Source organism: Janthinobacterium lividum (genome assembly GCF_034424625.1).
Lineage (GTDB): Bacteria > Pseudomonadota > Gammaproteobacteria > Burkholderiales > Burkholderiaceae_D > Janthinobacterium > Janthinobacterium lividum.
The window spans coordinates 90,083-103,872 of the sequence record NZ_CP139976.1 but is presented as its reverse complement, the minus strand read 5'-3'; the positions used below and the strand labels follow the sequence as shown (position 1 = coordinate 103,872).

Sequence of the window (13,790 nt, the reverse complement as noted above, 5' to 3'; positions counted from 1 at the left end):
TTCATTTCCACTAGGCTTTACATGACCACTTCCACCGAAGCACATAACCCTCTTCCCTTTTCCTCCGCCGTGGGCTCGCTGATCGAAGCGACCGATGCCATCAAGAACTTCCGCGCGATTGCCCTGCTGGCCCTGACCTTCATCGGCGCCGTGCTTGTCGGTGGCGTGCTGGCGACGCTTGCCGGCGGCATGAGCAGTCCGCTGCTGGCCTTTTTCGGCGGCTTGATGGCCTTCCTCGTGATGTTCTACGGTTCCAACGCCGTGGGCATCCTGCTGATGCGCGATGCGCAAGGCCAGCCGGGCATGAGCCTGGTGGATGCCGTGCTCGTTTCGCTGTACACGAGCCACCGCCTGATCGCGGTCGTCTTCCTTGAATTCCTGATCGTGCTGGCGGCCATGATCGCCATCGCCATCATCTTGTTCGTCTGCAAGATCCCCGTGCTCGGCCCCGTGCTGTACACGGTTGTCTTCCCGCTGTCGGCCATCGTGCTGGGCGTGCTGGTGTTTGCGCTGTTCTACGTGATGCTGCCGCTGGCCGGTCCTGCCGCCTGGTCGGGTGCCAGCGTGTTCCAGATCATTGCCCGTCTGAACCTGATCGTGCGCACCAAGCTGGTGTCCGTGATTTTGCTGGAAGTGCTGCTGTTCCTGATCACCTCGTTTGTGGCCCTGCTGATCTTTGGTGTGCTCGGTACCGGCGTGTCGCTGACCAGCGGCATGTCCGCAGGCATCCTGGGCCTGGGCGGCCAGATGAATATGTATTCCCTGGCTTCGGGTCTGAGCGGCGGTTCCGGCTACATCATCGCAGCCGGTCTGGGCGGTGGCTTGCTGCTGGCGGCTGCGGCCGTAGTGCCTGGCCTGATCTTTACCAAGGGCGTGTGCATCATTTACCTGAACGCCACGCGCAATGTCGATTTCAGCGCCTCCGAAGCAAGCCTGAACGACGGTCTGGCGACGGTCAAGAAAAAAGCCGAGGAAGCGCGTGAACGCGCGCGCGCCCTGGCCGAGCAGGCGACTGCCCCAGCCGCACCTGCCACGCCGGCTGCCGCACCTGTTGACAGCCTGCAATGCCCAAGCTGCAAGGCACCGGTCGCGTCCGATGACGTGTTCTGCGGCGAATGCGCGCATAAACTCAAGTAAGGCATACCATGGCTCACTTCTGCACCAAATGCGGCACCGCCCATGTCCCCGGCGCGCGCTTCTGCGATGAATGCGGCAAGGCCGTGAACGCCGCAGCAGCCGCGCCGGCGCCCGCCGCGCCCGCCAGGCCGGCTGGTGTGCAGCGGCGCCACCTCATCCTTGCCGGCGGTGCGCTGGCGGTGGTCATCGTGGCCGGTGGCGTCCTGGCGTGGCTGCTGGCGCCAGAGGCGGCCTCGGCCAGCAGTTTCAGCCGCGCCATCGATACCCACCTGGCGGCCGACGAGGCGGTGCGCGACAAGCTGCTGTGCCTCACCAACTTGCCGTACCAGAAGGAAGAGATCCGCGTGGCCTCGTATGACAGTTCGACCCGGCAATGGCTCGATATTCTCGTGCGTAGCGGACTGTACAACGCTCCCGTGGAGCAAAGCAGCGGTGGCTGGGTTGCGCAATCGCAATTTGTCTACGCGCTGGCAGCCCCGGGCAAGGCGGCCTTGCGTGGCGACAAGCTGTGCGTGGCCAAGGGCGTGAAAGTGGCCAAGGTCAGCGGCTATGACCAGGTGCGCGACCTGGGCGCACAGCACGTGGCGATGGCCAAGGCCACCCTGGCATTGACCGATGAGGCGGCATGGTTCGCCAAGTCGGCGGACCGCGCGCTGATCCTGCAACGCTTGCCGGATGGCGACCTGGAAGTGCGGTTGCCGCTGGCGCTGGTCGACAAGCAGTGGCAAGTCATCGACGAAGCGCAGATGAGCCAGGCGGCCATGACCGGTGTGATAGGCACTGCGCCGGCTGGGCAGGGCGCGGGCATGCTGGACAAGCTGAAGAGCGCGTTCCGCTTTGGCGGCCACCCGGCGGTGGGGAAATGGCAGGCGGCGATGGGCAATGTTCTGGAATTTACAAGTGACAGCGTGATCAATAACGGGACGTCGACCAAGGCCACCTTCAGCACCAAGGGCAATACCGTGACGATCACGCCGGAAGGCGCGGGCGAGGCGGCCATGGACATTATCGTCAGCGACGATGGCAGCACGGCGCAGATCAGCATGGGCGGCATGCGGGTGACGACCCTGCGGCGCATGCGCGATTAAGCGGCGATCCAGGCGGTGCAGTTTGCCGCCTTGTATCCATCACAGAGCCCGGCCATGCCGGGCTTTTTTACGCTTGTCAGCCGGCGGCGCAGCGAATGGTTTATCTTGACATCAAGATAGTTCGCGTCCACACTCACTTTATCTTAACGTCGAGATAGTCCATGCCTGCCTCCACTGCCCGTCCCGCCTGGGGCGACATTCTGCTCACGGCGCTGGCGCCCCTGATCTGGGGTTCCACGTACATCGTCACGTCCGAACTGCTGCCGCCGGACCGGCCCTTCACGGCGGCCCTGATCCGCGTGCTGCCGGCCGGCTTGCTGTTGCTGCTGCTCATGCGGCGCCTGCCCGCGCGGCGCGACTGGGTTCGCGTGCTGCTCCTGTCCGCGCTGAATATCGGCGTGTTCCAGGCCTTGCTGTTCGTTGCCGCCTACCGCTTGCCGGGCGGCCTGGCGGCCGTGGTGGGGGCCATCCAGCCGCTGCTGGTGATGGGTCTCGCCTGGGGTGTGGAAGGGCGCCGTCCGGCCCGCCTGGCCTTGCTTGCCAGCGTGCTGGGCGTGGCCGGCATGGGCGTTTTATTGTTGTCGCCGCGCACGGTATGGGAACCCGTCGGCATCGCCGCCGCGCTGGGCGGCACGGCCTGCATGGCGGCCGGCACCTACCTGACGCGGCGCTGGAAGCCGGACTTGCCCGTGCTGGCGCTGACGGGCTGGCAATTGCTGCTCGGTGGCCTGATGCTGGCGCCTGTCGCCTGGCTGGCCGACGCACCGCTGCCGGCCTTGTCGCTGCAGCAAGTATTGGCCTACGCCTATCTGTGCCTGGCCGGCGCCCTGCTGGCGTATGCGCTGTGGTTCCGCGGTATCGCCAGGCTGTCGCCCGTGGCCGTGTCCTCGTTGGGCTTGCTCAGTCCCCTGATGGCCGTGGTGCTGGGCTGGGCCGTGCTGGGGCAGGCCATGACGGGCTGGTCGATGCTGGGCTTGCTGCTGGTGCTGGCCAGCGTGCTGGCCGTGCAGTGGGCCAGCGCCCGTCCCGCAACAAAGTCCTGACTTCCGCGCATTTCCCTTCGGCAGGCTGATCGCATCGGCCTGTTTGTTTCCCTCTGGGCGCTGCCTTTTTGCTGCACCGCACATACAGTTTTGCTTGCACTGGTATGGGGCATTGAGGCACTATTCGCTTCGCGCAAACGTTTGCGCGCAACGAATTTCCTAAAAAGCATGCAGTACACGTGCTTGACCAACAACTCTGGAGACGCTCATGACATCCCGTATTCGCCTGAAAATGATTGCCGCCGCTGTCCTCGTGTGTGCCTTGCCCGCCGTGCCGGCGATGGCGCAGACGCCAGCCAAACCAAAGGTGGCATTGGTGATGAAGTCGCTCGCCAATGAATTTTTCCTGACCATGGAAAATGGCGCCAAGGCGCATCAGAAGGCCAATGCCGCCAAGTACGACTTGCTGTCGAACGGCATCAAGGATGAAACGGATACGTCGAGCCAGATCAAGCTGGTCGAGCAAATGATCGTTTCGCGCGTCAACGCGCTGGTGATCGCCCCGGCCGACTCGAAAGCGCTGGTGCCGGTGCTGAAGAAAGCCATCGACGCGGGCATCATCGTCGTCAATATCGACAACAAGCTCGACGCGGGCGCCCTGAAAGAGAAGGGCATTTCCGTGCCATTCGTCGGCCCGGACAACCGCAAGGGCGCCAAGGTGGTCGGCGATTACCTGGCCCAGCAGATCAAGAAGGGCGACCCCGTCGGCATCATCGAAGGCGTGTCCACCACCTACAATGCGCAGCAGCGCACCCTGGGCTTCCAGGACGCCATGACGGCGGCCGGCGCAAAAGTTGTCAGCGTGCAGTCGGGCCAGTGGGAAATCGCCCCAGCCAATACGGTGGCGGCCGCCATGCTGAACGCCAATCCGAATATCAAGGCTTTGCTGTGCGGTAACGACAACATGGCCATCGGCGCCATTTCCGCCATCAAGGCGGCCGGCAAGACGGGCAAAGTGCTCGTCGTCGGCTACGACAACATCAACGCCATCAAGCCGATGCTGGCCGATGGCCGCGTGCTGGCTACCGCCGACCAGTTCGGTTCGCAGCAAGCCGTGTTCGGCATCGAGACCGTGCTGAAAGCCCTGGCGCAGAAGAAGAAACAGGCCGAGCTTGGTGGCGTCATCGAAACCAAGGTCGAACTGGTCGCCAAGGGCGCCAAGTCCTGATCGTTTGATCCCGCCGGGGTCGGCGCCTGCGTACTCACCGAGTAGGCGGCGCCGGCCCCGCCGCCACTACCGCGGAGTTTTATCATGCCCACCGACATTCCCCCGGCGCCAGCCGCCATTCCCCTGTTAACGCTCGACAACATCGGCAAGTCCTATGTCGGCCCCGTCCTCGGTGGCGTGGGCCTGCGCTTTGCCCCTGGCCAGGTGCTGGCGCTGACGGGTGAAAATGGCGCGGGCAAGAGCACGCTGTCGAAGATCATCTGCGGCCTGGAGCAAGCCACCACGGGCACGATGTTGCTCGACGGCAAGCCCTACCAGCCCGCCTCGCGCGGCGCCGCCGAAGCGCTGGGCATTCGCATGGTGATGCAGGAACTCAATCTGATTCCCACCCTGTCGATCGCGGAAAACCTGTACCTGAAAAATCTGCCGCAGCGTTTCGGCTTCATCGACCGTGCGCGCCTCGAACGCGACGCGCGCGAACAGATGGAAAAAGTGGGCCTGGGCGGCCTCGATCCGTGGACTTTGGTCGGCGAACTGGGCATCGGCCACCAGCAGATGATCGAAATCGCGCGCAATCTGATCGGCGCCTGCCGCCTGCTGGTGCTCGATGAGCCGACGGCCATGCTGACGCACCGCGAAGTGGAATTGCTGTTCCTGCAAATCGAGCGCCTGAAGGCCGAAGGCGTGTGCATCATCTATATTTCCCACCGCCTGGAAGAACTCAAGCGCGTGGCCGACCGCATCGCCGTGCTGCGCGACGGCCAGCTCGTGTGCGACGACGATATCGCGGGCCACTCCGCCGCCGACCTGGTCAGCCTGATGGTGGGCCGCTCGGCCGACGATGCCGTCGACTTGAGCGGCCGCACCATCGGCGCGCCGCTGCTGCGCGTGCGCGGCCTGGCGCGCGGCAAGGTGGTCAATCCGACCTCGTTTGACTTGCGCGCCGGCGAAATCCTTGGCATCGCCGGCCTGATCGGCTCGGGCCGCACGGAATTGCTGCGCTTGATCTTTGGCGCCGACCGCGCCGACGCCGGCGACGTGTATCTGGGCGACAGCGCAACGCCCGCCGCCTTGCACTCGCCGCAGGCCGCAGTGAAAGCCGGCATCGCCATGATCACGGAAGACCGCAAGGGACAAGGCTTGTTGCTGCGCCAGTCGATTGCCGTCAACACGACCCTGGCCTCGCTCGATACCGTCAGCGGCGCCGGCTGGCTCAACGATACGGCCGAAGCATCGGTGGCCGACGACTATATCCAACGCCTGGGTATCCGCTCGCGCAACAGCGCGCAAACGGTGGCCGAGCTGTCCGGCGGCAACCAGCAAAAGGTGGTGATCGCCCGTTGGCTGTACCGCGACTGCCCCGTGATGCTGTTCGACGAGCCCACGCGCGGCATCGATATCGGCGCCAAGTTTGATATTTATCAGGTGCTGGCCGAACAGGCGCGCCAGGGCAAGGGCCTCGTCATCGTCTCGAGCGACTTGCGCGAACTGATGCTGATCTGCGACCGCATCGCCGTCATGAGCGCGGGCAGCATCGTCGACACCTTCGAGCGCGGCGCCTGGAGCCAGGACGCCCTGCTGTCAGCCGCCTTCTCCGGCTATTTGACCCCCACTTCCACTCCAGCTGCGGCCTGATCGCCGGAAAGATTCCCATGACCACCAATTCCTCTCCTTCGTATCTGCAGCGCAGCCTGGCCGACCTGAAAAACTATGCGGGCCTGATCGGTGCCCTGGTCGCCATGTGCGTGCTGTTCTCGTTTGCCAGCGAAAACTTCTTTACCCTGGCGACCTTGAGCACCCTGTCGAACAACATCCCCACCCTGGTGGTGATGGCCGTCGGCATGACGTTCGTGCTGATCATCGGCGGCATCGATTTATCGGTCGGTTCCGTGATGGCGCTGGCCGCTTCCGTGCTGTCGCTGGCCGTCGTGCATTGGGGCTGGCCCGTGTGGAGCGCGGCCCTGCTGGGCATGTTCGTTGCCGCCCTGTGCGGCGCCACCACGGGCCTGATTTCCGTCGGCTGGCGCATTCCCTCGTTCATCGTCTCGCTGGGCGTGCTGGAAATGGCGCGGGGCCTCGCGTATCAAGTGACGAACTCGCGCACGGAATACATCGGCAGCGCCGTTGACGGCATCAGCTCGCCGATCGCGTTCGGCCTGTCGCCCGCTTTCATCGCCTCGATCGCCATCGTTGTCATCGGCCACCTGGTACTCACGCGCACGGTGCTGGGACGCCACTGGATCGGCATCGGCACGAATGAAGAAGCCGTGCGTTTGTCCGGCATCAATACAAAACCGTCGAAAGTACTGGTGTTTGCCTTGATGGGCTTTCTGGCCGGCGTGGGCGCGCTGTTCCAGGTGTCGCGCCTGGAAGCGGCCGACCCGAACGGCGGCGTGGGCATGGAATTGCAAGTGATCGCCGCCGTCGTGATCGGCGGCACGAGCCTGATGGGTGGGCGCGGTTCCGTCATCAGCACCTTTATCGGCGTGCTGATCATTTCCGTGCTGGAAGCGGGCCTGGCGCAAGTGGGCGTGTCCGAACCCGTGAAACGCATCGTCACGGGCCTGGTGATCGTCGCCGCCGTGGTGCTCGACACCTACCGCCGCCGCGGCGAACGCGCCTAAGCGCCACATCGCCCATGGCAACCATCAAACAAGTGGCGCAGGCGGCGGGGGTGTCGTTTACCACCGTCTCGCACGTCCTCAACAATACCCGCCCAGTCAGCGACGAGGCGCGCCGCGCCGTGCTGGCGGCGGCGGAGCAATTGCATTACGTGCCCAGCGCGCTGGCGCGTTCCTTGCGCAGCCGCAGCACGGGCACTATCGGCCTGATCATTCCGAATAATACGAACCCGTATTTCTCGGAAGTGGCGCGCGGCATCGAGGACAGTTGCTACGCGGCCGGCTACAGCGTGATCCTGTGCAATTCCGATGACGACCCCGTCAAGCAGCGCGACTATCTGAACGTGCTGCTGACCAAGCGCTGCGACGGCCTGATTCTGTCCGCGCTGGCCGACAGCGATGGCGAATTGCTGCGCAAGATGAAGGTACCGGCCGTGCTGCTCGACCGCGCGCCCAGCGACCTGTCCATCGATGCCGTGGCCGTCGACAACCGCGCCGGCGGTGCCCTTGCCGCGCGCCATCTGCTGGGCCTGGGACGCCGGCGCCTCGCCTGCATCGCCGGTCCCCGCGAAGTGAGCATCTCGAATGACCGCATAGCCGGCGTGCGCAGCGCCATGGCGGAGGCGGGCGTGGCTCTGGCCGATACGCTGTGCCGCCATGGCGATTTTACGAGTGCGGGCGGCTATGCGGCCGCGCTGGACTTGCTGGCGCTGCCGCCAGGCCAGCGCCCCGACGCCTTGTTCTGCTGCAATGATTTGATGGCCTTTGGCGCCTTGCGCGCCGCCGCCGAGCGCGGGATTGCCGTGCCCGTGGACTTGGCCGTCGTCGGCTTCGACGATATCGACCTGGCCAGCTTCGTGCATCCGGCCTTGACCAGCGTGGCGCAAAATACGCGCGAACTGGGCCGCATCACGGCCGCCTGCCTGCTGGCGCGCATCGCCGATCCCGCCTTGCCGCGCCAGCAGCGCAGCATTGCGCCGGAACTGCACGTGCGCGGCTCCAGCGTGGCTGCCGCTGTAACTTCTTCCGCACCTACTTCTTCACCTGCAACTGAACTGATGGGAATGACATCATGATCGTGGTTATCGGCAGCATCAATATGGACCTGGTCTTGCGCGTGCCGCGCATGCCCCTCCCCGGCGAAACCCTGACGGGCGGCGCTTTTCGCACCATTCCTGGCGGCAAGGGCGCCAACCAGGCCGTCGCCTGCGCCCGCCTGAGCGGCAAAGTGGCGGGCGCCCAGCAAGTGGCCATGGTCGCTTGCGTGGGCGACGACGCGTTCGGTACCACCCTGCGCGCGGCGCTGGTGGGCGACGGCATCATCGATAGCCACATCACCACCTTGCCGGGCGTGGCGTCCGGCATCGCTTCCATCCTGGTGGACGACAACGGCCAGAACAGCATCGTGATCGCTGGCGGCGCCAACGATCTGCTCAGCCCTGCGCACATCGACGCGGCGCAAGGCTTGATCGAACAGGCGGATATTGTCGTGCTGCAGCTGGAAACGCCGATGGCCACCGTCGTGCACGCGATCAAGCTGGCCCGTTCGCTGGGCAAGACCGTGGTGCTGAACCCGGCCCCGGCCGCCAGCCTGCCGGAAGGCGTGCTGGAACTGGTCGACTACCTGATCCCGAATGAAATCGAAGCGGCCATGCTGGCCGGCGTCAGCCCGGAAGGCGCGGATGCCAAGGCGCTGGCCGCGGCGCTGCAAAAGCTGGGCAGCGACAACGTCATCATCACCCTCGGTTCCAAGGGCGTGCACGCGGCCCTGTATGGCGGCGATTTCACGTTCCCCGCCGAAGTGGTGAAAGCCGTCGACACGACGGCTGCCGGCGACACCTTCATCGGTGGTTTTGTGGCAGGCCTGGCGTCCGGCATGGATGAGGCGGAAGCGATCCAGCAAGGCCAGCGCGCGGCCGCCTGGAGCGTCACCAAGCCCGGCGCGCAAACGTCGATCCCCCACTTGCACGAGCTGTTCTAACGACACCACGCCCATGAAAAAATCACCGCTGCTTAATATTTCACTGTCGCAACTGATCGCTTCGCTGGGCCATGGCGACATGCTCGTCATCGGCGACGCGGGCCTGCCGTCGCAGCCGGGCGTGCCCCTGATCGACCTGGCCCTGACGCGCGGCATCCCCGGCTTCATCGATACCGTCAACACGGTATTAAGCGAAATGCAGGTGGAATACCATTTGCTCGCCAGCGAGTTGCCGCAGCATAATCCGGCCATGGCGGCGCAGGTGGCGGCCCTGGCTTTGCCCGATGCGCGCCAGGTGACGCACGACGAGTTCAAGCAATTGAGCAAGGGCGCGCGCGCCATCGTGCGTACGGGCGAGTGCAGTCCGTACGCCAACGTGATTTTGGTGGCCGGCGTCGTGTTCTAGCGCAAACAAACGCGAAATTGTTTGCCAAAAACATCAACGCTATTGTCCTCACTGAAATAATTATCCATCGGCAAAAGGGGCGGCTACAATAGCCTTACCCCTGCCAGCTCGGCAGCTTCCTGTGGTGTTCCGCCATGCCGATGAAAGCCCCCGACGCTTTCCGCTTTGTCTTGCCGCTCGCCGGCAGGCTGGCGCACGGCTGGCGCGGCTTTTTCCTCCTGCTGCTGTGCCTGGCCACACCAGCCCGGGCGCTGGAACCCGTTACCCTGCAACTCAATTTCACGCACCAGTTCCAGTTTGCCGGCTATTATGCGGCCATCGAGCAAGGCTATTACCGCGAGGCGGGGCTGGAGGTGAAGCTGGTCGAAGGAGGTGGTGGACGGCTGGCCGAGGCGGCCGTGTTGACGGGCCAGGCCGAGTATGGCGTGGGCAACAGCACCTTGTTGCTCAGCCGGCTGGCGGGCAAGCCCGTGGTGGTGCTGGCCGTGGTGTTCCAGCATTCGCCCAGCGTGCTGCTGATGCGCCAGCATGGCGGCGCGCCCGACGTGCGCAAGCTGGTGGGGGCGCCCGTCATGATCGGTACGGCCGCCGACGTGGCGCTTGCGGCTGATGAAGTGTCGCTGTTCCTGGCGAAAATGGGCGTCGCGCCGCAGCAGATGCGCCACTTGCCGCCCAGCTACCGTATCGAGGATTTGATCGATGGCAAGGTCGATGCGATTGCCGCATATTCCACCAACGAACCGGATTACCTGGACCGGGCGGGCTTTTCCTACTACCAGTTTACGCCGCGCACGGCCGGCATCGATTTCTACGGCGACAACTTGTTTACCAGCGAGCACGAAATGCGCCGCCATCCCGAGCGTGTCAAAGCGTTCCGCGCGGCCAGCTTGCGCGGCTGGCAATATGCGATGGCGCACCGCGAGGAAATGGCGCGCGTGATTCTTGCCAAGTACAGCCAGCGCCACGACCGCGCGCACCTGCTGTACGAGGCGCAGCAGATGGAATTGCTGCTGCAGCCCGTGCTGGTGGAGCTCGGCTACATGAATCCCCAGCGCTGGCAGCACATCGCCGACACGTATGCCAGCATGGGCGTGCTGCCGCGCAATGCCACGGACAGCCGCGTCTACAAGGGGTTTTTGTACCGTGCCGTGCCAGGCGCCGACCTGGGCTGGCTGTACCTGTCGCTGGGCCTGGCGGGCAGCTTGCTGGCCGTGTCGGCCGCCTTTCACTTCAACAACCTGGCGCGCGAGCGCCGCCGCACGGAGGACACCATCCGCCAGGGAGAATTGCGCTTTCGCACCATCTTCGAGGAAGCGCCCATGGGCATCGCCCTGATCGATACCGTGAGCGGACAGTTTCTCGACATCAATCCGCGCTACCTGGCCATCAGCGGGCGCAGCCTGGAACACATGAAGCAAACGAGCTGGATGGAAATCAGCCATCCCGACGATGTGGCCGGCGAGCAAGAGCAGGTGGCGCAGTTGCTGGCGCGCAGCCTGCAGGGCTTTCGCCATGCCAAGCGCATCGTGCGGCCCGATGGCGGCGTGGTGTGGGTCGACGCTTCCGTGACGGCCATCGCCACGGCGCGTCACGGTGGCCCGCACCACCTGTGCATGCTGGAAGACGTGACGGACAAGCGGCAAACGGAAGCGCTGATCTGGCAGCAAGCCAATTTCGATACCCTGACGCAATTGCCGAACCGGCGCATGTTCCACGAGCGCCTGCGCCAGGCGTTGGCCCAGGGGCGGCGCGATGCGAGCCGCGTGGCCATCCTGTTCATCGACCTCGACCACTTCAAGGAAGTCAACGACACCCTGGGCCACCACCAGGGCGATATCTTGCTGATCGAGGCGGCGCGACGCATCCGCGTGGGCGTGCGCGAGACGGACACGGTAGCGCGCCTGGGTGGCGATGAATTCACGGTAATCCTGTCCGACCTTGATGATCTGCAGCAAGTTGACCGCATCGCGCGGCAGATACTCGATGGCTTGCTGGCGCCGTTTCTGCTGGGACAGGAGCAGGCGTTCGTCTCGGCCTCGATCGGCATCACCCTGTATCCGGACGACGCGGGCACGATCGAGGATTTGCTCAAGCAGGCGGACCAGGCCATGTATGTGTCGAAAGGGGCGGGGCGCAACCGCTACAGTTACTTTACGCCTGCCATGCAGGTGGCGGCCGTCAACCGCATGCGCATGGGGGCGGATTTGCGCACGGCCCTGCGCGAACAGCAGATGCAGCTGTATTACCAGCCCATCGTCGAGCTGCATAGCGGCAAGCTTGCCAAGGCGGAAGCCTTGCTGCGCTGGCACCATCCGCAGCGGGGTGTGGTCTGCCCGCCGGATTTCCTGGCGCTGGCCGAAAGCAGCGGCCTGATCGTGGAGATCGGCGACTGGGTGCTGCACACGGCGGCCGCGCAACTGCTGCACTGGCGCGCGCAGGGCCATGCCATCGGTTTGCCGGGGCTGCAACTGTGCCTGAACCAGTCGCCGCTGGAGCTGCAGCGCGAAGTGGAGGCGCCCGGCACCTGGCTGCGCCAGCTGATGGCGCTCGATGTGCCGGCCTCGGCTATCGTGCTCGACATGCGCGAAGATGTACTTTTACCTAGCGGCAATAGCATGGCGCCACGCCTGCAGCACTTGCGCGAAGCGGGCCTGCAGATCGCCCTCGACGACTTCGGCAGCGGCCATGCCTCGCTGACGCAGCTGCAGCAGTGCGGCATCGATTACCTGAAGCTCGATGGCGTGCTGGTGCGCAAGCTGGCGCCCGGTGCCAGCGAACTGGTACTGTGCGAAGCCATCGTCACTATGGCCCACAAGCTGGGTTTGCAGGTCATTGCCGAAGGGGTGGAGACCGAAGAGCAGCGCGCGCTGCTGCTGGAGATCGGCTGCGATTTTGCGCAAGGCGAGCTGTTTGCGCCGCCGCTGACCATCGAAGCGTTCGATGCCCTGCTGCACGCGCAGCGGCCCTTGCACCCTTGAAACAGGCGTCGCATGTCACCAGATCTGACGCAAGCCTGCGGGACAGGGCTCCCGGCTTGAACGGGCTTATACTCGACGGGCTGGCGCCTGCGCCCGGCTTTGCTGTCACCGGTACCTACACCGGGTGCGCAGGCAATATTTCTTCCATTCACTCAACTCGAGGTGACCTCATGGGCATTTTCAGCAATATCTACAACAAGATCTTCCACCATTCGTCCGACGCTGCCCCGGCAGCCACGCCGGCCGCCGCCACGACAGCACCTGCCGCAGCACCGGCGGCCGCACCTGCACCTGCTGCACCAGCGGCTGCCGTGCCCGTGGTGGACGTGGAAGTGGTGCTGGTCGACCTGGCCAGCAAGAACGCGGAAAAACTCAATTGGCGCACGTCCATCGTCGACCTGATGAAACTGCTTCAACTCGACAGCAGCCTGGCTTCGCGCAAGGAACTGGCGCAAGAGCTGCATTTCACGGGTGACACCAATGATTCGGCCAGCATGAATATCTGGCTGCACCGCCAGGTGATGATCAAGCTGGCGGAAAACGGTGGCAAGGTACCGGACGAACTGAAGAACTAAACACCTGGCGGTGGCAGGGGTATCCACTGTCACCGCTATCCAATCCCGTGCGAACTGCCTATCATGGAGTTCCCATGGCGTCGTGATAGCTAAAACTAATTGAAACTATTGTGACAATCAATTTTGCATATGGAATAAAACCCCTTACACTAGGGTCTTACTGATTCACCACACGAGAGGAAATGACTATGTCGCTCATCAATACCCAAGTTAAACCATTCAAGGCAACCGCATTCCACAATGGCAAATTCGTCGACCTGACGGAAGCGTCGCTGAAAGGCAAGTGGTCGGTATTCGTGTTCTACCCAGCCGACTTCACCTTCGTTTGCCCAACCGAACTGGAAGATCTGGCCGATCACCACGCTGAATTCCAGAAGCTGGGCGTCGATGTCTACGGCATCTCGACCGATTCGCATTTCGCGCACAAAGCATGGCACGACACCTCGGACGCGATCAAGAAAGTGCAATACGCACTGATCGGCGACCCAACGGGTACCCTGTCGCGCAACTTCGAAGTCATGATCGAAGAAGAAGGCATGGCACTGCGCGGTACCTTCGTCATCAACCCGGACGGTTTCATCAAAGTACTGGAAGTGCATGACAACGGCATCGGCCGTGACGCATCGGAACTGTTGCGCAAAGTTAAGGCAGCTCAATACGTTGCCGCTCACCCAGGCGAAGTTTGCCCAGCCAAATGGACGGAAGGCGCAGCAACCCTGACCCCATCGCTGGACCTGGTTGGCAAGATCTAAGTCTCGATGCAGCACGTAGCAAACAAGTAGTTACCGCGATG

12 protein-coding genes are annotated in these 13,790 nt (G+C 63.9%); all 12 read left to right on the top strand.

Annotated features, from left to right (window positions below; genetic code table 11):
- Positions 1 to 21 precede the first annotated feature (21 nt).
- Positions 22 to 1,137 (top strand): zinc ribbon domain-containing protein, encoded by a 1,116-nt coding sequence (locus tag U0004_RS00425; RefSeq protein WP_139144209.1) that lies wholly within the window; start codon positions 22 to 24, stop codon positions 1,135 to 1,137.
- 8 nt (positions 1,138 to 1,145) lie between these two features.
- Positions 1,146 to 2,225, top strand: coding sequence for a zinc ribbon domain-containing protein (locus tag U0004_RS00420; RefSeq protein WP_070257807.1), 1,080 nt, complete (start codon positions 1,146 to 1,148; stop codon positions 2,223 to 2,225).
- Positions 2,226 to 2,386: 161 nt separating this feature from the next.
- On the top strand, positions 2,387 to 3,268 hold the full coding sequence (locus U0004_RS00415; protein ID WP_070257808.1) for an EamA family transporter: 882 nt from the start codon (positions 2,387 to 2,389) through the stop codon (positions 3,266 to 3,268).
- Between the two features lie 208 nt (positions 3,269 to 3,476).
- Positions 3,477 to 4,436: a sugar ABC transporter substrate-binding protein gene (locus U0004_RS00410; protein WP_070257809.1), complete on the top strand. Its 960-nt coding sequence runs from the start codon at positions 3,477 to 3,479 to the stop codon at positions 4,434 to 4,436.
- An 84-nt stretch (positions 4,437 to 4,520) separates the two neighbouring features.
- Positions 4,521 to 6,071 carry a sugar ABC transporter ATP-binding protein gene (locus U0004_RS00405; protein WP_070257810.1) on the top strand — a complete coding sequence of 517 codons (1,551 nt, stop codon included), beginning with the start codon at positions 4,521 to 4,523 and terminating at the stop codon, positions 6,069 to 6,071.
- A gap of 17 nt (positions 6,072 to 6,088) precedes the next feature.
- Positions 6,089 to 7,060 (top strand): ABC transporter permease, encoded by a 972-nt coding sequence (locus tag U0004_RS00400; RefSeq protein ID WP_034780885.1) that lies wholly within the window; start codon positions 6,089 to 6,091, stop codon positions 7,058 to 7,060.
- Between the two features lie 14 nt (positions 7,061 to 7,074).
- Positions 7,075 to 8,133: a LacI family DNA-binding transcriptional regulator gene (locus U0004_RS00395; protein ID WP_070257811.1), complete on the top strand. Its 1,059-nt coding sequence runs from the start codon at positions 7,075 to 7,077 to the stop codon at positions 8,131 to 8,133.
- The gene (rbsK, locus tag U0004_RS00390; protein ID WP_070257812.1) at positions 8,130 to 9,038 is read left to right on the top strand and encodes a ribokinase; all 909 of its coding nucleotides are present in this window, start codon (positions 8,130 to 8,132) and stop codon (positions 9,036 to 9,038) included. Before U0004_RS00395 ends, rbsK begins: the two co-directional genes overlap by 4 nt.
- A gap of 13 nt (positions 9,039 to 9,051) precedes the next feature.
- Entirely contained in the window at positions 9,052 to 9,444 is a 393-nt protein-coding gene (rbsD, locus tag U0004_RS00385; protein ID WP_070257813.1) for a D-ribose pyranase, read from the top strand.
- A 134-nt stretch (positions 9,445 to 9,578) separates the two neighbouring features.
- Positions 9,579 to 12,422, top strand: coding sequence for an EAL domain-containing protein (locus U0004_RS00380; protein WP_231958562.1), 2,844 nt, complete (start codon positions 9,579 to 9,581; stop codon positions 12,420 to 12,422).
- 170 nt (positions 12,423 to 12,592) lie between these two features.
- Positions 12,593 to 12,997, top strand: a complete 405-nt coding sequence (locus U0004_RS00375) for a DUF3597 domain-containing protein (protein ID WP_034780875.1) — start codon at positions 12,593 to 12,595, stop codon at positions 12,995 to 12,997.
- Between the two features lie 188 nt (positions 12,998 to 13,185).
- Complete coding sequence (gene ahpC / locus U0004_RS00370) at positions 13,186 to 13,749, top strand: alkyl hydroperoxide reductase subunit C (protein WP_034780873.1); 564 nt, start codon at positions 13,186 to 13,188, stop codon at positions 13,747 to 13,749.
- Positions 13,750 to 13,790 lie beyond the last annotated feature (41 nt).